At 57.3% G+C, this 18,826-nt stretch carries 18 protein-coding genes; 11 read left to right on the top strand and 7 right to left on the bottom strand.

Annotated features, from left to right (window positions below):
- The first annotated feature begins 51 nt into the window (after positions 1-51).
- From AAFH49_RS08095 to AAFH49_RS08130, 8 genes are all read left to right on the top strand, one after another.
- A complete protein-coding gene (locus tag AAFH49_RS08095) occupies positions 52-582 on the top strand; it encodes a hypothetical protein (RefSeq protein ID WP_342297191.1) in 531 nt (176 codons plus the stop codon).
- A 30-nt stretch (positions 583-612) separates the two neighbouring features.
- Positions 613-1,260 carry a hypothetical protein gene (locus tag AAFH49_RS08100; RefSeq protein WP_342297192.1) on the top strand — a complete coding sequence of 216 codons (648 nt, stop codon included), beginning with the start codon at positions 613-615 and terminating at the stop codon, positions 1,258-1,260.
- Between the two features lie 14 nt (positions 1,261-1,274).
- Positions 1,275-1,925: a hypothetical protein gene (locus AAFH49_RS08105; protein WP_342297194.1), complete on the top strand. Its 651-nt coding sequence runs from the start codon at positions 1,275-1,277 to the stop codon at positions 1,923-1,925.
- Between the two features lie 40 nt (positions 1,926-1,965).
- Entirely contained in the window at positions 1,966-3,108 is a 1,143-nt protein-coding gene (traJ, locus tag AAFH49_RS08110) for a conjugative transposon protein TraJ (protein WP_342297195.1), read from the top strand.
- A 39-nt stretch (positions 3,109-3,147) separates the two neighbouring features.
- A complete protein-coding gene (gene traK / locus AAFH49_RS08115; RefSeq protein ID WP_342297196.1) occupies positions 3,148-3,762 on the top strand; it encodes a conjugative transposon protein TraK in 615 nt (204 codons plus the stop codon).
- 12 nt (positions 3,763-3,774) lie between these two features.
- Positions 3,775-4,983: a conjugative transposon protein TraM gene (gene traM, locus AAFH49_RS08120; protein WP_342297198.1), complete on the top strand. Its 1,209-nt coding sequence runs from the start codon at positions 3,775-3,777 to the stop codon at positions 4,981-4,983.
- Between the two features lie 12 nt (positions 4,984-4,995).
- Positions 4,996-5,859 carry a conjugative transposon protein TraN gene (traN, locus tag AAFH49_RS08125; RefSeq protein ID WP_342297200.1) on the top strand — a complete coding sequence of 288 codons (864 nt, stop codon included), beginning with the start codon at positions 4,996-4,998 and terminating at the stop codon, positions 5,857-5,859.
- A gap of 93 nt (positions 5,860-5,952) precedes the next feature.
- Entirely contained in the window at positions 5,953-6,144 is a 192-nt protein-coding gene (locus tag AAFH49_RS08130) for a hypothetical protein (protein WP_342297201.1), read from the top strand.
- A 14-nt stretch (positions 6,145-6,158) separates the two neighbouring features.
- On the opposite strand, the gene AAFH49_RS08135 is transcribed toward AAFH49_RS08130, so the two are convergent.
- From AAFH49_RS08135 to AAFH49_RS08150, 4 genes are all read right to left on the bottom strand, one after another.
- A complete protein-coding gene (locus tag AAFH49_RS08135; RefSeq protein ID WP_342297202.1) occupies positions 6,159-7,346 on the bottom strand; it encodes a Fic/DOC family protein in 1,188 nt (395 codons plus the stop codon).
- An 89-nt stretch (positions 7,347-7,435) separates the two neighbouring features.
- Positions 7,436-7,750 carry an antitoxin VbhA family protein gene (locus AAFH49_RS08140; RefSeq protein WP_342297203.1) on the bottom strand — a complete coding sequence of 105 codons (315 nt, stop codon included), beginning with the start codon at positions 7,748-7,750 and terminating at the stop codon, positions 7,436-7,438.
- 672 nt (positions 7,751-8,422) lie between these two features.
- Positions 8,423-10,771, bottom strand: coding sequence for a ThiF family adenylyltransferase (locus AAFH49_RS08145; protein WP_342297204.1), 2,349 nt, complete (start codon positions 10,769-10,771; stop codon positions 8,423-8,425).
- The gene (locus tag AAFH49_RS08150) at positions 10,764-11,858 is read right to left on the bottom strand and encodes a ComEC/Rec2 family competence protein (protein ID WP_342297206.1); all 1,095 of its coding nucleotides are present in this window, start codon (positions 11,856-11,858) and stop codon (positions 10,764-10,766) included. Before AAFH49_RS08150 ends, AAFH49_RS08145 begins: the two co-directional genes overlap by 8 nt.
- Before the next feature lie 260 nt (positions 11,859-12,118).
- Here AAFH49_RS08150 and AAFH49_RS08155 point away from each other — a divergent pair, with 260 nt between their 5' ends.
- The 3 genes from AAFH49_RS08155 (at position 12,119) to AAFH49_RS08165 (ending at position 14,927) form a co-directional block, all read left to right on the top strand.
- Positions 12,119-13,189, top strand: coding sequence for a ComEC/Rec2 family competence protein (locus tag AAFH49_RS08155; RefSeq protein WP_342297207.1), 1,071 nt, complete (start codon positions 12,119-12,121; stop codon positions 13,187-13,189).
- Between the two features lie 50 nt (positions 13,190-13,239).
- Positions 13,240-14,544 carry a patatin-like phospholipase family protein gene (locus tag AAFH49_RS08160; protein WP_342297208.1) on the top strand — a complete coding sequence of 435 codons (1,305 nt, stop codon included), beginning with the start codon at positions 13,240-13,242 and terminating at the stop codon, positions 14,542-14,544.
- Between the two features lie 179 nt (positions 14,545-14,723).
- Positions 14,724-14,927 carry a hypothetical protein gene (locus tag AAFH49_RS08165; RefSeq protein ID WP_342297209.1) on the top strand — a complete coding sequence of 68 codons (204 nt, stop codon included), beginning with the start codon at positions 14,724-14,726 and terminating at the stop codon, positions 14,925-14,927.
- 7 nt (positions 14,928-14,934) lie between these two features.
- Here the strand turns inward: AAFH49_RS08165 and AAFH49_RS08170 are convergent, their stop codons facing one another.
- The 3 genes from AAFH49_RS08170 to AAFH49_RS08180 all read right to left on the bottom strand — a co-directional run bounded on the left by AAFH49_RS08170 (position 14,935) and on the right by AAFH49_RS08180 (position 18,569).
- Positions 14,935-15,996, bottom strand: a complete 1,062-nt coding sequence (locus AAFH49_RS08170; protein WP_342297210.1) for an HNH endonuclease — start codon at positions 15,994-15,996, stop codon at positions 14,935-14,937.
- A gap of 51 nt (positions 15,997-16,047) precedes the next feature.
- The gene (locus AAFH49_RS08175; RefSeq protein ID WP_342297211.1) at positions 16,048-17,997 is read right to left on the bottom strand and encodes an ADP-ribosylglycohydrolase family protein; all 1,950 of its coding nucleotides are present in this window, start codon (positions 17,995-17,997) and stop codon (positions 16,048-16,050) included.
- Between the two features lie 368 nt (positions 17,998-18,365).
- Positions 18,366-18,569, bottom strand: a complete 204-nt coding sequence (locus AAFH49_RS08180; RefSeq protein WP_342297212.1) for a hypothetical protein — start codon at positions 18,567-18,569, stop codon at positions 18,366-18,368.
- Between the last annotated feature and the right edge of the window lie 257 nt (positions 18,570-18,826).

Raw genomic sequence — 18,826 nt, forward strand, 5'->3', positions numbered from 1 at the left:
CAACCAAAGGGAAAAATCATGAAAACGAAAATCACGCTTCCAATACTAGGCTTGGCCACTTTGCTAATTGGCTGCGGCTCCGACAAGGCTACGACGGCGACGGACAATAAAGCCGTCGAAACAGCTCTTCCAACCGTTTCCACCTCACCCGTGGCCGTGGCCGCCGTGGCGTTTGCCGATAGCCTAGCATCGGCTCCCAAAGCCGAAAAAGCTGACATCACCGCCGCCCGGGCTTTCGCGCAGGCCGTGAATACCTGGGAGGCCAGCGACCTGAACGGTGCGGTGAAGGAGCACCCCGTGGTGGCCAACATCTGGAAGCGCTACCGCTACGTGCTGCGTACGGTGGTCCACTCGCGGGGCATGAAACGCGTGAAGCTCGAAGACGTGGCCACTTGGAACGGCTTTACGCCGCAGTGCGAAGAAGCCATGAAAATGCTGCTACCGCTCATCCAGGAGCCCAACGTGACGGCCACCCAGGCCCTGCCGACGCTGCAGAGCGTTCATTCCGGCATCAGTCGGGTGCGCTTCGCGGCCGAGCGGCACATGATGTATCTGGAGCACCCCTACACGCGGACACTGTAGCGCCACCTCTGTCAACTACTTGCCTTCCCTATGAAAACGAAGATTGGCTTCCTCAGCCTGGCGCTGCTTGGCCTCAGTGCCTCGAAAGCTTCAGCCCAGCTGGTGGTAACGGCCCCGGTGCTGGAAGTGCAAAGCGGCGTGCAAACCGGCCTGCAAAACACGATGAAGGGGCTGGAAGCGGCAGCCAATAAGCTGGTAGCTCTGGGCGTGAAAGAGCAGGAACTGACCAAGACCTATTCGCTCAAGAACATGGAGCAGCACAAGGCCTGGTACGACGGGCTTCTGAAGGTGAGCAGCGCGGTGCGGGATTACCGCCGGGTGCGGGCCATTTACGCCAAGCAAACCCAGATTATCTCGACTTACTCCGCCGCCATCAACGTGCTGCGTACCTCGCGCTACATCACGCCGGTCCAGCTAACCGAGATGGTGTCCATCTACACGAAGATGCTGGCCGAAGGAGCCAATACCGTGTCCGACTTGGCCACCATTACCAGCCCGTCCATGCTCAAGATGACCGACGCGGAACGAATGGAGTTCATTGACACACTGGACGCCAAAATCACCGACCAGCTGGGCCTGGTCAACTACTACACCCGGCGCAATATGATGGTGCTCAAGACCGCCCAGCAGGTCGAGCAGGACCACCAGGCGCTGCTCAGTCTCATGGGCGCGCACTAACTCTTCCTCTCCCGATGAAATCATTTACCACGACGCTGCTGCTTAGCCTGGGGCTGAGCACCCAGCAGGGCTTTGCCCAGGCTCCGGCCGTTATTTCCGCGCCCATCGCCGAATCCAGCTCGCGAAAGCAGATTGTGCACCAAGGCGTTTCGACCACGCTGCTGGCCCGGGGCAAGGCCCTGGCCGGCGACATGCAGATGGTGAACGGCAAGATTAAGGGCATCGTGGACCAGACGCAAGCCCTGCACGCGCAGTGGTACAGCAGCCTGCTACAGATTAGCGCGGGGGTGCGCAACTACCGCCGGGTGCGGGAAATCTACGCCGCGCAGGCCTCGATGATATCGCAGTTCAGCTCGGGTGTGGCCGACTTGCGTGGGCGCGGCCTCTCCCCAAATCAGGTAACCGAAGCAGCGCAGGTGTACCAAGTGCTGCTGCAGGAAAACGTAGCCCTGATTGGTGAGTTGGCCACCATCATGACCACGAACCGGGCGGAAATGACAGACCCGCAGCGCATCAAATTCATCAACAAGATTGGCGACAAGATGCAGCAGCAGCAATACCTGATGACCTACTACACCAATAAATGCCGCGCCGTAGCCCTCTCCCAGCAGCAGGCCATTCAGGACCGGGCATCCGTGCTCACCCTCGTGGGCGCTAAGCAGTAGCCCTTTCGCTTTCATTCACTAGCCCCTAACCCACCCGACTATGGAAATGAATTCCATCACCGCGCAAATGCTCGAAATGGAGCAGATGCTCAGCCGGCTATATGACTCCATGCTGCCCCTGGTGGCGCAGTTCGTGACCCTGGGCCGGGCCGTGGGCGGGGTGGGAGCCCTCATTTTCATCAGCTCCCGGGTGTGGGGCCACATTGCCCGCGCCGAGCCCATCGACCTGTACCCGTTGCTGCGTCCGTTTCTGATTGGCTTGGCCATCCTACTGTTTCCGCAGTTGCTCGGTGGCCTGCGCGGCATCACCGGCGCGCTGGCGTCGAGCACGGACTCGGTGCGGGTAGACCAGACCACTCATATTACTGCTTTACAGGACCAGAAAAAGGCTTTACTGGCCGCCCGGCCCGAAAACAAGTACTTCGCCACCGACGAGGCCTATGAGAAGCGGCTCGACGAGCTGGGCATGATGAATATGGGCCAGCAGATGTCACTCTCGTTCGACAAGCTGAAGTATGATGTGAACCAGAACTTCCGCGAGTGGATGAAGAACACGCTGGAGCTGTTCCACGTCGCGGCCCGGCTGCTCATCAACGTGCTGGCCACGTTCCTGCTCATTGTGCTGTCGGTGCTGGGGCCGCTCACTTTTGGGTTGGCCATCTTCCCGGGCTTTGGCAATTCCATTCCCAAATGGCTGGGCCAGTTCATCACCATCAGTCTGTGGGTGCCGGTGGCTAACATTTTCGGGGCCATTATGGGCCAGTTTCAAATAATGATGCTGCAAGGCGACATCACCCGCCTGACCTCCAATCAGGGTGTGGATTCGGCCGACTTCGGCTACCTCGTCTTTTTGTGCATTGCCATCACGGGCTACCTGATTATTCCCTTCATCACCGATATGATGATTGCGGCCTCCGGGGCTGGCATGGCCGCCCGGGCCATGCAGTCGGCCATGAGTGGGGGAGCGGCAATGGCCGGCGCGGCGGCAGGTTCGGCGGGCCGGGCGGGCGCGGCGGGCGTATCCGGGGCCGCGTCGGGCCTGGGGGCGGCGGTTGGAGCAGGTCAGGCGTTGGCCGGCAATGGTGCCTCGGGCAACATGACGCGAAGCGAGGCCGCTGGCCACCGGGCCGGCACAGCCGTGCGCGAGCGGGCGGCCAGCTTCGTCAACCGCCTGCGGGGCTAACCCTGGTCGCGCGGTGATTTCCCACTATTTCCTTTTCCCATGTTTGCTTCCCTTAAAACCATTGATTCGGCTTTTCAGCAGGTAAAAACTCTGGCGCTGCTTTTCATTGTGGCCGTGCTGGTATTGGCCGGCACCATCGCCTACTTCGCCTTCCAAACGACCAATGCCGCGGCCAATCGCATCTACGTGCTGGAAGGCGGGCAACTACTCACGGCCGGGGCGCGGGATGCGCGGGCCAACCGGCCGGTGGAGGCCCGCAGCCACGTTACGCGCTTTCACGAGCTGTTCTTCACCCTCGACCCCGACCAGAAAGCCATTGACAGCAACGTCAATAAGGCGTTGTACCTGGCTGATAACTCGGCCAAGCGGCAGTATGAGAACTTCAAGGAAAAGGGCTTCTACAACGACCTGATTGCCGCCAACATCAGCCTGGAAATGACGGTAGACAGTGTGGTGGTGACAAACTCGCGCCCGATGGTGGCGCGGTGCTACGGGCACCAGCGCGTCATTCGGGCTACCTCGGTTACGAACCGCAACTTCCTTTCCGAGTGCTCTCTGCGCGACGTGACCCGCTCGGAGAACAACCCCCACGGCTTCCTGATGGAGAACTGGCGGGTGCTCAAGAATGAAGACCTGAATACGCTCCCCCGTTAATCCTCCCCAGTTATGGCAACGGCAACCAACGCGCCGCACGACGCGCAATTTCTTCGCACCCGCAAGATGGCCACCTTCTTACCAATGGTGGGAGTACCCTTTCTGGCCGTCATGTTCTACCTAGGCGGGGGCGGCCAGGGCACACCGGCAGCAGCGCAGAATACCGAAACCGGCTTCAATACCAATCTACCCAAGGCCGAGAAGGGCACCATCACCAGCAGCAAGCTCGAAGCCTACGCCAGCCCGGTCGACACCCTGCGCAACCGGGGCCTAGTCGATGCCCGCCTCGATACGACTTCGGGCTCGGGCCTTTCCTACGCGGTGGGGGCCGATGGCAAAGCGGGCCCCAACGGCTCCGTCGACAAGTCAGTGGTCGAGGCCCAGCAGCAGCTCATTGCCGCGCAGCAGGCCCAAATGAACGGCGGCGTAGCGCTTGGCACGGTAGCACCCACCACAACAGCCCCTGGTGCCCTCACCCCGCAGGAGCAGATGGAGTTGATGCGCAGCCAGCACGAACGCGACCTAGCCGAGCAAAAGGCGCAGCTGCAAATGGCGGCGTTGCTAGCTCAATCCAACAGTGCCGGTGGGGGAGGAGCGGCCCCGCGCGCGGTTGCAGCCCTACCGAAAAAGAAGAAACCCACCACCCGGTTGCGTGCCATCGATGATGACGCCGTGGTATCGCGTCTGGGCTCCAATGGGCCGGGGCGCAAGCGCACGGCCTCTTTTCAGGGATTTGATGCTGAAACCGGCACGGGTGGCGACGGCAATACTCTGCCGGCCGTCATCCACGAATCGCAGGAAGTGGTCAGCGGCTCACTGGTGAAGATGCGCCTCACCGAGTCGGCCGTTATCAACGGCCACTCGCTGCCGGCCAACACCTTCATCTACGGCAAGTGCAGCCTGGCTGGCGAGCGGCTCAGCATTGCCATCGAAACGCTGAAATCGGGCAACAGCGTGTTTCCGGCGGCGCTGGAAGTGTACGACGTGGACGGCCTGGAAGGCCTGCACATTCCCGGGGCTATCACGCGCGATGCTGCCAAGCAAGCCGGTGCAGAAGGGCTAGGCGCGGCCGACATGATGACGATGAGTGCTGACCCTGCCATGGCCGCAGCTGGCGTGGCGGTGAGTGCCGTGAAAGGCATTGGCCAGAAGAAAATTCGCCTAGTCAAAGTGCGCCTCAAGGCTGGCTACAACGTGATGCTCAAAGTAGACAAAGACTAACGACCCTCTTCCATGAAAACCACCCTATTTGCTACCAGCGCCCTTTTACTCGGCTTAGCGGCTGCTCCGGCGCGGGCCCAGACTTCAGCCGCCCGGATGCTGCAATACTCGGAAGCCAACAAGCTGCCGACCTACCCACTCTACATCAGCGACCAGAAAACCACCCACTTGGTATTTCCTTTCCCGGTCACCTACGTCGACCTGGGCAGCTCGGGCCTGATTGCGGCGAAGGCTACCGGCGCGGAAAACATCGTGCGGGTGAAAGCAGCTTCGGCGGGCTTTCCAGAGTCGAACATGACGGTGCTCACCTCGGATGGAAAGCTATACTCCTTCGTGGTGAACTACCAGCATGACCCCAAGGTGCTCAGCCTCGACCTCGGTGCTGCCGGGTCGGCCTCGTCGGCACAGGGCGAAGCCATTTTATCAAACTCGCCCATCCCGCAGGGCAACCTGGATGCCTACTCCCGGCAGGCGCTGGCGGCGGGCGGCACCTCGGCCAGCGAGAGTGCCAACCAACTCAGCGTGCGCGCCGGCAACGTGGGCTACAAGCAGGAAACCCTGTTTTTTCCGCTGCACGTTGCCAACAAATCGAATGTAACTTACGATGTGGACTTCGTCAAATTCTACATCCAGGATAAACAGGTAGCCAAGCGCACGGCCGAGCAGGCTTTAGAAATCACGCCCATCTACGTCTTCAATGGGGGCCTGAAAAAGATTGACGCCAAAGGCCAACTCCAGCAGGTCTACATCTTTAAGAAATTCACCATCCCTGAGCAAAAGCAGCTTATCATCGAGGTGTATGAGAAGGGCGGCGGGCGCAACGTCAAGCTCAAGCTCACTAACGCCGACTTGCTCAAAGCCCGAACGTTTAACTAGCGGCCGCCGGTCTTAGCGGCGCGGCTAAAGCAACGAAAGCACTTCTCGTAGCGTTTCCTACCTAGTTAGCGTGAAGATTTAACCCGTGTTGGTATGCGTAGCTTCCTGATTTTCGCGGCGATTATCGCCTTTCTTTATTCGTCCTGGTCTCCCAGTTGGGGCAGCACTGCTGCTACCTGGGGCTTGGTGCTTTTTGGCTTGAGTAAGTTCTGGGGGCTTTCCAGCAAGGTCACGCCACCCAACCGCAATCCGTACAACCCTTACGAGCGGTTCAAACCGTTCTAAACTGCTTTCGGCAACTACAATTTCGGCCCTCGACGCTTCGGCGCGGGGGCTTTTTGCTTCGTGGAAGTTGCTGTAACAGGCGGCACAACTGCCTCTTTGGGCTGTGTTAATGGTACTCTTTGCTGCTGAGCCACCGGAAGTGACTGATGAAGTTTAACGGCCTGCTGGGTGGCCTGGGTAAAGCGCTGCAGCACAGATTTGTCCGAAAAATGGGGCTGGTCCGAGCGGGCAATGACGAGGTAGGCACTCTTCAGTTCATCCAGCGTGGCCTGCTCGGTCAGCGCCTCCGGCCGGGCCATGATAGCGGCCTGCACGTAGTTCATTACCGGCGAGGTAAGCGCTGCCCCGTTGGGAGCTTTCAATGAAGTTCCAGTTTCTTCCGCGTGGCGAATTCCTACCCATTGGCTGCTGGCTTTCAATTCGCGAAGCGCCTCGATGCGGGCTACTTCCAGCGTGGTTGCCGCCAAGGGCTGTGCCTGGCTGGGCAAACGGGCCAGCAAGCCGGCAGCGCCGGGCAGTGGCGTAGTGGCCGCGTCGAGCAGGTAGCGCAGGCGGGTCTGGTTCTCGTGGTGATTGGCGGAAACGCCCACTACGCCGGTATCCCGCGCTAGATTGAAATCCTTGTAGACTTTCTCAAAGCTTATCCGGTAGCCCGCTTGGTGCCCTAGCTGCATCAGCACGGCCTGCATAGTGCGGCCGTTCCCTTCCCGGAAGGGGTGGACGTGATTGAAGTGGTCGAGGTAGTATGCCGCCCGCTCCACGAATTGCGGTTTGGTCAGGCCCTTCAGGTTGTTTTCGGCAGCCAGCTGCGCCGCCAGCGCCGCCACATCCGGACCGATGCGGCGGTGGTTAGCATAGGTCATCAGGTGGTCGGCCTGCACATTGGGGGCAGGCTTGTAGCCCTGGAACGACCGGTCTTGGCGGGTTTCGCCAGCCCACGGGTACACGTCCTGAAACAGGTACCGGTGCATAGCGCGCAGGTACTGCTCGTCAAACCGCAGTGGGGTAGGAGGAATGGGGTAAGCCGGGCCCACGATGGGCACGTTGGCCGGCCGGGGGGTAGTTAGCCCTACCTGCGCCCGAACGAGCATCAGGCGCTTGATGGACAGGTCGGCTTCGAAGCGGTCGAGCTGCACCTCGCTGGTGGCGCGCACATTATTGTAAAGCAACCCATCGGCGGGGTTGGCAAAGAGGTCAGCCATAGGGCGGGAAGTACCAGGGCAAGCCTAGCAGAAAGTCCGGCACCGGGCCGGGCTTCGCGGATGATACAAGATGCTGGAGTGCCAGCTTACTAAGCCAAGCTCACAATGCGCTCTTCGAATTGCAGATAGGGTTCGTAAGATTGAGCGGGCTCCACGAGCGGGCCTTCGCCCGGCGCATACTTAGCGTGCGGGTCCGGGCTAGGCGCGGGTCCGTATTCGGCATCGAGTACGGCGGCCAGTTGCTCCAAGTCAATCTGCCCGGCTATATAGCGGTTTTGCAGTTCGACCAGCTGCGCTGAGGGCGGCTGGCTCTGGCTCAGCGATACGCCCACCGCAAACTTAACCACGTCGCGGCGCTGCTGCTCAGTGCGTTCGTTTTCGGAGAAATACGGAGTCTTTTCCATAATACAAGATACGTAAAATCGGCGATAAGGGCGGTCCTGAGCGGTTAATCAGCGCCGTTTGTCAGCCAGAGCAAGCGTGGAAAATGTGTGTCTCCCCCAACAATAAGACAGCCGACTTAATTACCTTGACTTACCGGATAGTAGGCTTCCAGCTGTGTGTGTACTGCGACCAAACTCAATTCGCCTTTGATGTAGCGCTAGGTCAAATGCTCGGCAATGGGGCTTAATTGCGGCTCTGGATTGCATTCAATGCGTCAGCACGGTCCGATAGAGCTTGGCGCTGCTCTTAGTTGGCCTCTTTAGGACCAAAATTCGGGCTGATGTCCATCCTATTTTGCGCGATTTAGCGGCCGTTTTTGCAACCAAAATTACCACAAAATCGAGTCAGCTCAGATTTGGCTTGCTGGGCTTGCCTGCACGTCGGCGACGCGGATATCCCCAGCCAGCGGAAAGCCGGACGAGAGGGGTTCGCGCTGCCTGATGGTGCAATACGTCATCTGCAGGTGTTCCATCAACGGCTCCACGCTCATGCCGTAGTCCTCAATGAGGCGAGCCAGAAACGGGAGGTCTTGACTTGAGGATTAGCCTAAGATTACTAACTCAGTCGATTAAAGTCACAGCAGTAAGGAGACAGAAAATTGCCAATCGGGCAACGTGGCTGCGGGCTAACAGCTAATCCACAGGTGGTTGGTTTGTATTTTCTACGGTTGTAGCAAGCGTTTCCAACGTGCATAAATAGTAAGTGGCACTGACCGGATGCACTGTACAGGCTACCTGACCGGAACGAGTGAAGATGAGCATGATGGGCTTCGTAGTCAGGTACTGGGGCTGTTGCGCAATCCGGGCCAGACTAGTCAAATCTGTGGTGCTGGGGTTGTTATTTTCATCAGGGTGACTGTGCCACTCCCCCAGGTATAGCAGTCCCTGGGCGGCATAACCGTTCAAAAACTGCTGACAAGACTCAACATCCCGTTCGAAGCGCATAGGCGTCCGCACGGCCCCGGGTCCGGGAGGCGACGCGTACTGGACATGCACGAGGCCCGCACTAATCTTCCCTATCAGAATACCGCCGGTCTCAACGCCGGGGGTAGCCAGTGTTAGTTGCCGCATGAAGTCCAGCGCGGCGGGCTCTATTAGCACACGCATTCTGTGCAGAGCTTGGCAATAGGGACAGTCCGGGTGCGGCAGCAGACTGCGCGTGTGCAGACTGAATGGTACCCCCGCTTGCTCGGGCAAGCCCGAAATCGGCTCGGTAGCCCAGACCCAGTGGTTTGGGGCAGTGGGAGTAAGGCTTTGCAGATAATCGAGCAATAAACGGCTGGTAAGGGCCGAAATCAGCTTGAGGTCGGCCGCGCTGGCCGGTCGGATGGGGTTGTTGCACTCATTACGCAGGGTGGGCAGCGCGGTGTCTTCGGGCACATCCACAAAGTCTTCATGCTGTTCCCGGCGATACAACGTCAGGCAGTGAAAACATGCGTCTACACCAGGGATAATCCGGAAAATACGGGCGGCCTTGCCACCACGCAGTGCACGGGCGTAGAACATCGTGCGCTGGTGCGCGATTGCCTGCTCATTCAGGTAAGCTTCCGTATTGTCCTCAGCGATAGAACAGATACCAATACCGGCCGGCAGCATATAGTGCGCAAACTCTCCGCGTAGTATATCCTCTACTGCAACATCGAGTTTGACAAAGGGATTATGGTCGGCAACGACCTGTGCTACGGCCACCGCTTTGGGCAGGGTGGCCAAGTGCAGGCCTGCCAGGTGCCGGATGCTGTTGTGCGGATACTGCGTCTGGTTATCCACCAGCTTCAGGTGCCCCACCCCAGCCTTACCAAGCGAGTCAGCAATCTCACTGCCCAGTGCTCCGCAGCCCACAACGGTCACGGCCTGCCCGCGCACCGCTTCATAAGATACCCGGCCACTATTGCGCAGGTGGTAATCCTGGTCGCGAAACGCCTCACTGTAGCATGACGCTAGGCGGTAGTTCCGGAGCAGTTCAGGCACGTTGCGCCGGGCATAGTCAGCCTTAAACTGGTTGCCCGTTCTTTCCAGAGTCAGCAGCAGCCACTCCGGCTGCGCGTGCCGGTTAGGAAAGCACAAACCCACGAAGATGTAATCGCGCCGGTCTTTAAGCGGTTTCCATAACAATTCGGCAGGTTGCCCACCCTCGGGAAGATTATCAGTCAGATATTGCAGCAGGACTACCCCATCGGCAAAAACGGGCGGCTCGCCAGGCAGTGACCACCAGTAGCCTTCCACCAGCTTATTGTCTTTAAGCGCCTGCCTGAGCTTACCGGGCTGCCGCGTTAACTGTTGCGGAGTGCGCAGGCCTTCCGGCATGTGCGGCCAGTTTATTGTTTCGTCAGTCGGAGCGGAGTCGGATACGAGACCCGCACCAATGTATAGTTGGTGGTCTTGTTGCGCAGTATACAGGGGTACTGGCAACAGATAGAAATGGCCCCGGCTCGCCCCGGCTATATAAAAGGCCGCCGTCAGGAGTATGTGCACAGGCAGCCGGTGGGGATAATGCGCGTACAGTTCTACTTCTTGGCTCTCCGGCATGGGCCGGCCCAGCAACTGTGCCGTCAGCCACTGCTGAACCCTGCGGATAATGCTGCGGGCATCGTAGAACTCCGCTCCGTGGCGGTCCAGATTATCCTGTTCCAGTAAGCAAAGGCTGCCGTCCGGATTCTGGTGGCGCTTAAAATAAAATCTGGCTTTCTGCTGAAGCACTTGGGCAACGGCATCACAGGTCAGTCTGGCCAGAATTTTTACGTCGCTTTCTGTCAGCGGCTGGTCGAGTAAAAACACCTTGGGCAGGTCGTAAGGTGTAGCTTCGGCGTACACAATGGCCACGGGAAAGCGCTCGACGCGGCCGTTTGCCCGGACGAGAATATTACCGGCCGAAACAAAAAGGTTACCCAGTTCGTGGTGTTGCTGCTCATAGCTACTGGTAGAGGCCAGCTGGTCAGCCTCTGCGTACAGGATGTCCGGATGGCGCTCAAACCACTTACTCATGCGCAGCGCCCATAGGTTGCTTATCCAGACGGGTGCCCGGACGCGAGGAACTGACCGACGCGCTGCGCCCGCTGGCTTTGCCGCCATCCCCGCCGTCGTTGTCGTACCCGTAGGCCTCTACCAGTTCCTGGTCCGGAGTTACCGTCCAGTTGCCATCCGGGTGTATGTCTACAATAAATGACTCCCGGTTTTTGCCGGAATGCAGCACATTAGCCGGGTCGCTGACATGCTCCTTGTACAAGTCCATGGCATCATCATGCGGGTGGCTGTGACGGCTCTCATCCTGTGTGGGAGCGCTGACTATCACATACTCCGGTGCAATGGTTTCGATATGGGTTTCATACACGTCCTCGTCGTCGCCGTGAAACTTGAAGAACGTACGCGAGCCGTGGTGCACTGCGCTCAGCACATCGGCCTTAACCATCGTCTGATGGTAGGGCATAATGTGGTCTTCCCAAGCCACGCGGTCAGCATCGCCCGTTACAAGAATATGTCGGGCCGGGTTTCCATAGGAAAACCGGATAACGGCGCAGTGCTCGTGAATGCGACGGTCACGTTCCTTGTCCTCGCCTTCAGCAATGTCATCGCAAAGGTATTCGGCGGGCGATAACACCTGATAGGTAATATCCCCCAGCATTTTAGTCACGGTAGTAATACCATCAGACTTGCGAATCTTGTTAGTCGAGTTACTGCCAAAAAGCTTGTACTCATTGGCCGGGCCGATATCCTTGATTACCCGGCGCATTTCCTGATAAGCACCATCACTGTCTTTGCCAGGCTTATGCCCCGAGTGCCAGACTTCCTTGATGGGCGTGGCCTCGTGAATGACTTCAATACCCTCAGTGTGGTCGCGGTGCGGGTGCGTATTTATAAACACGTCGAGGCCGTCATCAAGCAGGTCTTTGAGCAGCTTTTCCGTATTGATGCCCCCGGCGCTACGGTCGATATTATTGTCCAGCAGCACGTAGCGAAATGCCGGCCCGTCCGGCACAGCCAGAATGGCCGCGTCGCCCTGCCCTACATAGAGAAAAACTACCCGGAACACGCCCACTGGCGGCACGATAACTTCTTTGGCTTTGGAAGGCATGAGCGAAATAAAATAAACAGTCAGGCAAAGTAACGTTCAAGTTGCGCGGAGACAATGGCTTTGCCATAAATTTTAGCTTTTTTTGCTAAAAAATACAGCAGCCTGGCTAAGGCCTGTATTGGGATAATGCGGTGTGGTGCGGTAAATCGTCTAGCTTCGCCGGCTGGTATCCAGCGCAAGCATATGAGTTGCCTGACCGCTTGGCTTAACCTGTTTCCGGTTGGTCAGCCGCCACAGAATTGAGAACCCCAGCTTTTTTTATGCATTTTGTCATTGATATCCTGAGCCTAGATAAGGCCGATGCCAGTATTATCTGGGCCCGTGACAGTACGCGGGATTACGTAGTCTTTTTAGATGCTGGAAAGAAGGCAGATGCCGGATTGGTCCTTGACCATTTTAACGCCTGTATAAAAGACGCCCTCGGGCCATCACCCTACCTGATTGCTGTCAACACGCACATGCATAGCGACCATTTGGGTGGAATGGAACAACTGCTAACGCAGCTTCACCAGCAAGGCAACAAGGTAGAGGCTGTTTACTTCAACAACCCGGTTGGTCCCTGGGGGAGCCGCCTGCTACTACGGGAAGTACAGCAGAAGACTCGTCTCCTCTTCTTCGCAGAATTCCGCCTCCAGGGACGGGCACAGTTTCTGGCCGAGTCATTAAAGCAAGCCAGCAGCCTCGAAAAGCAGTTGCAACATCTTGGCATTGCACACCGGAACGCTTTTGCTGGTACCACACTACTTCCGAAGCCTCATCAGGACCACTTACGCATTTTGGGACCAAGCCCAGCATTCTTTCAGCAAATGATGCAACAAGCCGGGCGGCAGTTATCTTGGAACCTCCTTCCAAGTCAACAACTTGCTGAGGCGGAAGCCATTATTGACCCTTGCCGCGCTATTGCCAATCGCCAAGACCCTTCGCACGATAACAAAGCCAGTGTGGTAATAGAACTGATAACAGCGCAGGGAGATAGATGCTTATTCACTGCCGATGCCAGTGAGCCCTCGTTTGCCGCTATAGAAAAGGGGAGTCATCAACTCAGCCACTACCACTTAGTACAATTGCCTCATCACGGCAGTCGCTACAATCTGAATGCTGCGCGGATGCAGAAGTTCGGAGCTGACAGGTTCTGGGTAGCAGCCCCCAATGACGGCATGCATCCGGGGCCGGATTTACTACGGTGCCTTGAGCAGACAGTCCCCGGCTGCGCCATTTACTCCACCGGTGACTTACCCCGTGGCTCTTGCCAGAGGTTTATCACGAACAGACTGGCCTTTACTCCGTGCACCAACGCCGCCCGACAAGAGGCACTGGGCCAGATGTCTTAACCAATACCAGCTAATCGGTTATTTACCAGTATTTTCAGCACAGATTTAGTATGACATTCGTTCGCCGCTTCGGTTTAGCTCTGTCCGGTGGTGGCTACCGGGCCGCCGCTTTTCACTTAGGCACGCTTAAAAAACTGCACGAACTGGAGCTGCTTTCCCGCATCGAAGTTATCTCAACCATTTCCGGAGGCTCCATTACCGGGGCGGCCTACTGCCTGCACGAGGGAAGTTTCGAGGAATTCCATGATGGTATGACAGCGGCGTTACTCCATTGTAACGTTATCAGCTATGCGCTACGCTCTTGGTCATTCGTGCGGTCTGTACTGCTGGTACTGGCTTTTCTCGCCTTGAGCGGTTTCCTGCTGTTTACCCGCTGGGCCCCGCTTGCCCTGCTTCCGCTGGCTGGCTTGTTTTATTTTGTGCTCCGGTTTCAATTTCGGCTGCTTCCCGTCAGCCAGGAAATAGAGAAGGCCTACGATACTTTTTTCTACCAGGGACGAACGCTGCAGCAGTTGCCTGAAAAGCCTGTGCTGGCGATTGGCAGCTCGAATCTGCAAACAGGTCGGCCCTTTACGTTTTCGCGGGATTCCATGGCCGACTCCACCTACACCTATGCCCCTCATCCGGTGCATTTTAATGGTGCCGATTTTCCAATAGCCCGGGCAGTAACCGCCTCCTCCTGTGTGCCGTTTGCTTTTACGCCCATCACCATTGACCCGAAATACTTTCGGGACCCGACTGATACCATCCATGCCCAGCCGCAGCTTATTGATGGCGGAGTGTATGATAATCAGGGCCTGCAGAAGCTCACGCAGGCGACCAGCCGCTACGAGTGCAACACCATCATCGTATCGGATGCCGGGGCTGGCCTGGGACCATTAGGCAGCCGTCCCTACCCAAATACGATAGCGCTGCTGCTCCGCACGGTAGATTTATTTATGAACCGTATCAAGAATTCGCAGATGATGACGCATCTGTTTCAGCGGGCAACAGACGACAGCAAATGTGTTGCCTATTTATCGCTTGGCTGGAAGCTGGAAAACAGCATTCCGGGATTTATCAGTAACCTGGCTCAGGGCAATATTCCGCCGTCAGTTGTAGCGGCCAGACAATTACGCCCTGAATGGGTAGCCAATCCGAGAGAACATCGCATTGCGCTGACAGAATATCTGGAGAAACAGCTAGACTACCCATCACTTGCAGCCCGCGACCTTACTACTGAAGAGTGGCAGGTAGTCTGCGGTATAGGTACTAACCTTACTCCGTTATCATCTATCCAGCTTGCTTTACTTAACCGCCACGCAGAAAACTTAACCGAAGTGCAAGTCAGGCTATACTGGCCTTTGGTTCTATAAATCAGCGCACCTTGACGAAGATTAAAATTTCTGACCTCCTGCTTAAAATGCAAACATGCCTTTTCAAGCTAAATGTTCGGGATATCTTCGGTTTGCACCGGCCAGTTTTTCGCTTCTTATCAGGTCTGGCTGCTAATTCTCCGGCCCAAATCAAGTGCTTCAAGCTGTCGCCGTTTCTCATGGACGGCAACGACACGCGGCAACTGCTGGTGGAATACAAGACCCGGCCGGTGTATATGCTGCACCCGGGCACGAAGCAGTGGGAGATGGAATACCTGGCCGATGTCATTGCCTACGACTTCCCAAGCTATGAATCCGCGCAGGCCCACTTGAGCGAGTGGAAGGAAATCTGGCAGGATTACCTGAATGAGCAATCCGCCTGAGATTGGTTTACAGCGCTACTTTTTGAATGACCACTTTCTGCCCGTCCAGTATGAAGGTGAAATGCGTCGTGGTTTGCTGGGTCAGTTTGGTGTTGCCGTAATGTATCTGCCGGTGGTGGTTAGCGCAGATGGTAATCAGATTTGCCAAGCCGAGGGCCCCCACTGATAGCTGTGAAACCGGCTCGACGTGGTGCGTTTCGACGTAAGGGGTGCCGTCCGGCTTGCGAAACCCGACGGGGCTCAGTCCCATGGCTTCACAAACCAGGCATTTGTGCTTGGTCAGCACTTTGACCTTGCTGGCAATGGCGCCCCGTTCGATAAAGGACGAAACCCGTTCTTTTAGCTGCGGGCGCAGCTGCTGCATTTTTTTCTCCAGGCAGGCAAGCGATTCCAAGCTGTCCGCATCCTGGTTACCCAGGAATCCGCGAAAATCTTCTGCATCAATCACCTCGTTGATGTAGCTCAGGTCATTCGGAAATTTCTTCAGCAGGTTGGTTAGCTTGGTGTTGTCCGGGTTTAGCCGGGCAGCCAGCAGCAGGACGTTGAAGACGTTGTCCGAATCCAGGTAATTAAACCCTTGCTGGGATATCAGCTTGCCCTCAGGCAGTAGCTTCTCCCGGACGACGCGTTCGTTATCGAGTACCACCGGGTTCTTGAAATAGATGATATCATCAAGATGAGAGCGTACGTTGCCGGCATCGTACTTCTCGAAAATCGGGTGCTCAGCTGTCCGCTCAAACCAACCGATTTCCGGAAAGCCGTAGATGCCCACAATGCATTTGCGGTTCTGGTTCTGGTAGTCGGAGCTTAAAAAGAATACCGCACACACATTCTTTGCCTTTTCCACGTCCGGTAACCGGCGCAGCATCGGCGTGTAGCCGATAAAGTTGCCATCCGCTTCAGCGGGATACAGTTCGTGCCCAAAGTTGATGCTTTCGTGGGTGTGTTGGTTATCCTTGACAAAATCGTACTTCGACTTTTTCAGGTCCGCGTCGGTCGGGTCAGCGGTCCAGTCGTTGCTGTTCCAGGCAATCGAAGCGAGAATGCCGTAATTTTTAATATGTTCCATCTCTGCAAAAAAGTGAGTACTGTGCTTTAAAAGCGGACTTTAAGAACGTGGTTAAAACCCCGGGTACCGCGCCCACCACTCCTCGTCCAGGGTAAAGCTGTCGCCTTTCACGCGGGTAAACAGGTCATCGGCCATGGCCAGGGTCAGCCCGGCCAGGTCGTGCCGGCTGCTCCACCCGCCCGGCCAGGCCGATTCGCCCAGGTGCGCGCCTAGCAAGGCACCCGTTAGCGCAGCCATGGAACGCCCACCCACCTGAGCGGCTTCCGTCAGGGCAGTTTCGGGCTTGTCCCGGAACTGCAGCGCGTGGTAGAGTGCGCCCATCAGGGCTGCCGGCGCAGTGCGTCCCGCCATAAACTGCCGAAAGTCCGCCGCGAGCAAATGTGTCGGCTTCCCGTGCAGCTGCAGTGCCATGTCCACCGCATACCGGCACAGGTCACCGCCTGCGGTGGCAGGCGGGAGCAGGTGGTACGCCACCCGGGCTGCTTCTTCCAACGAGGCCCCGTGCACCAGCTGTGCCACGGTCGCCGATGCCCAGCCGGCTGCCGCCTGGGCCACGGGATGCCCGTGTGTGTAGGCGGTTACTTTGGCTGCCTGCTCCATGGCGTACGCTGTGGAGTGAAAATGGAAGAGGCCAAACGGCACCACCCTCACGAGCGGGTCCGCGCCCATGCTCATATTAGGCACGGCTTCCGGGGGATAATACCGGGAAGTCGTCAAGGCCTTCCAGGTAGTAGGGGCCGGCTTACGGGAATGCTTCAGGGGCACCTGCCGGCTGAGCCAGCCCGAAGTCACCTTTTCCGGATTGTACCCTCCGGGAGGGGTAGCGCCTTGCGTGCCAAGCCAGCGCAGCCAGCTTTCCCAGACAATCTGCGGCTCGGCCCCGCCAATGCCTTTCTGTACGCTGCGGTGCTCTGCCCGCAGCAGGCCTTCCGCCGTGAACAGCATCAGCTGTGTGACAGCCGTGGCCTGCGCGGGAATTCCCGTAGGAGCAGCCTGCGCCGCCAGGGCGTCCCCATATGTAGCACCTAATAGGCTGCCGCGGTAACGGTCCCGCAGGTCCAGCGGCCGGCCCGGCTGTGTGGTATCGCCCCACTTCTGGAATTGCTTCCGGCCATAATAAGAATGGGCGCTTGGCTCGGGCAGCTCCTGCGGCAACGCATGCGCACCGGGCTGGTCAATGGCCCACGTCACGCAATGCAGCAGCCCACCGTCCTTAGCCAGCTCTGCCACATTCAACGGAACCACCCGGCATCCAGGGAACAACCGCTCGGTCTGGTACACCGCCGCTTCGTCCGAAGGCAGGTCAAAGACGGGCAGCAGCACCAGCGGCCCTACCCGCACAAAATTGATGTAGGCACCCACCGCCGATGAATAGCTGCCTGCCTGGGGAAAGTAGGGAAACGGGATACAGGTCAGGCCGGCATTACTCAGCACACTGGCCAGCTGCTGCCCTAGCTGGGCTTCCTTGCCCCGATAGTCGTTGATGAGCACGGTTCGCTCGTCCAAGTATTGCACCATGCCGTCGGCATGCCCGGTGAAATCGTGCGGGTCGGCCGGAATAATAATCAACTCTCCCCGCAAGGCCTCACTGAGCTGCTCTCGCACCCGGGCGGGCGGCACACCGGGGTTTTCAGAAAAGACCCGGTCGGTAACAATAACCTTCTGTCCTACCCGCACCACGTTGCCTCCGTCAAGACGCAGTGGATTCAGTGTGGCACCCGGCAGAGGCAATGCGGCCAATACCGGGGTGGCATCAGTGCGCTTATTAGCGTACTTCTTAAATTTCAGATAGGACGGGTCGTAGCGAAACTGCACAAATTCCGTCCGGCTCACCTGCACCGGCATATAGTCGACAGCCCAGATGTCTTTGGTCTGGGTCAGCAACTGATAAGGAATTGCGTGTTCCTCCAGTACCGGTGTCAGCTGCTGCCAAAGCCGTGGAGCCGCCGCAGGCAGCAGTTCGGAAAAATAGAGGGTATTAACTGGGGAAAGGTGGACCATATTTACAGCATACAGTTTTTAATACAGTTAACGAATGCGCCCGCATGCGCTATTCGCCTTCCAACTCGATATTGTTCAGATTCAGCAATGAATCGCAGGTCTGCTCGACGTTATTCAGAAGTTGCGTCAGCAACTGCACGTTAGCATCTTCACATCCCTCGAACATCTCTTTGGAAAAAGTGACCTGCTCCCCAACGGTAATGGTGTCAGACCACTCTTTCAGTTCCCCGGTGATGGCGACCTAGAAGACGGCATTGAAAAGTCGCTCGCGAATGTTGAACAAGGCAGATGCTGCCTGCTGCAGGCTTTCCTTATATGCGGTTGAGTCCATAAACAGGAGCCGGCGAAGCAAGGCCGGCAAGTTAGCCCTACAGGTTTTTAAATTCCTCCATCATGCGGTCGTACTCGCCCGGCAAGTACAAGGCCCGCAACTCCTCGTCGGTGGCGATGTAGTTATCCGGCTCGGGCAGATGCAGGTTGATGATGTCGCGGTCAAGTTCCTTATCGGAGATGTTGTAATTTAATCCGGGAGGAACAGCCGACTTTTCATCCGAGTCAGGGTTCAGACACATATATAAGAAGGCGTGGTAAGGGGCACGTGATGAAAAAAGCAGTGGTCAGTAAGGAGCGCAATCTACGTTGCGAGCAGGACACTAACGCTACTTATGCTGGTCAAGCAAAATCAGCACTTTAGGTATCATAACTCTTCCTTATGATACCTAACGGGCACCAAAGGCTTCAGTCTTGTTCGTCAGATAACAGGTATCGATTAGTGTGGCTTAGCACTACCAAACAAAGAAGCCCAACCTTACTATGGTTGGGCTTCTTT

The organism is Hymenobacter segetis (assembly GCF_038448715.1).
In the GTDB taxonomy this organism is placed as follows: domain Bacteria; phylum Bacteroidota; class Bacteroidia; order Cytophagales; family Hymenobacteraceae; genus Hymenobacter; species Hymenobacter segetis.

Excerpts from the sequence above, each read along its gene's own strand:
- AAFH49_RS08150 (WP_342297206.1), bottom strand. The coding sequence starts at position 11,858 with ATGCCTTCCAAAGCCAAAGAAGTTATCGTGCCGCCAGTGGGCGTGTTC.
- AAFH49_RS08170 (WP_342297210.1), bottom strand. The coding sequence starts at position 15,996 with ATGGAACATATTAAAAATTACGGCATTCTCGCTTCGATTGCCTGGAAC.
- traN (WP_342297200.1), top strand. The coding sequence starts at position 4,996 with ATGAAAACCACCCTATTTGCTACCAGCGCCCTTTTACTCGGCTTAGCG.
- AAFH49_RS08180 (WP_342297212.1), bottom strand. The coding sequence starts at position 18,569 with ATGTGTCTGAACCCTGACTCGGATGAAAAGTCGGCTGTTCCTCCCGGA.
- AAFH49_RS08130 (WP_342297201.1), top strand. The coding sequence starts at position 5,953 with ATGCGTAGCTTCCTGATTTTCGCGGCGATTATCGCCTTTCTTTATTCG.
- traM (WP_342297198.1), top strand. The coding sequence starts at position 3,775 with ATGGCAACGGCAACCAACGCGCCGCACGACGCGCAATTTCTTCGCACC.
- AAFH49_RS08165 (WP_342297209.1), top strand. The coding sequence starts at position 14,724 with ATGGACGGCAACGACACGCGGCAACTGCTGGTGGAATACAAGACCCGG.
- AAFH49_RS08100 (WP_342297192.1), top strand. The coding sequence starts at position 613 with ATGAAAACGAAGATTGGCTTCCTCAGCCTGGCGCTGCTTGGCCTCAGT.
- AAFH49_RS08135 (WP_342297202.1), bottom strand. The coding sequence starts at position 7,346 with ATGGCTGACCTCTTTGCCAACCCCGCCGATGGGTTGCTTTACAATAAT.
- AAFH49_RS08155 (WP_342297207.1), top strand. The coding sequence starts at position 12,119 with ATGCATTTTGTCATTGATATCCTGAGCCTAGATAAGGCCGATGCCAGT.
- AAFH49_RS08145 (WP_342297204.1), bottom strand. The coding sequence starts at position 10,771 with ATGAGTAAGTGGTTTGAGCGCCATCCGGACATCCTGTACGCAGAGGCT.
- traJ (WP_342297195.1), top strand. The coding sequence starts at position 1,966 with ATGGAAATGAATTCCATCACCGCGCAAATGCTCGAAATGGAGCAGATG.
- traK (WP_342297196.1), top strand. The coding sequence starts at position 3,148 with ATGTTTGCTTCCCTTAAAACCATTGATTCGGCTTTTCAGCAGGTAAAA.
- AAFH49_RS08105 (WP_342297194.1), top strand. The coding sequence starts at position 1,275 with ATGAAATCATTTACCACGACGCTGCTGCTTAGCCTGGGGCTGAGCACC.
- AAFH49_RS08140 (WP_342297203.1), bottom strand. The coding sequence starts at position 7,750 with ATGGAAAAGACTCCGTATTTCTCCGAAAACGAACGCACTGAGCAGCAG.
- AAFH49_RS08175 (WP_342297211.1), bottom strand. The coding sequence starts at position 17,997 with ATGGTCCACCTTTCCCCAGTTAATACCCTCTATTTTTCCGAACTGCTG.
- AAFH49_RS08160 (WP_342297208.1), top strand. The coding sequence starts at position 13,240 with ATGACATTCGTTCGCCGCTTCGGTTTAGCTCTGTCCGGTGGTGGCTAC.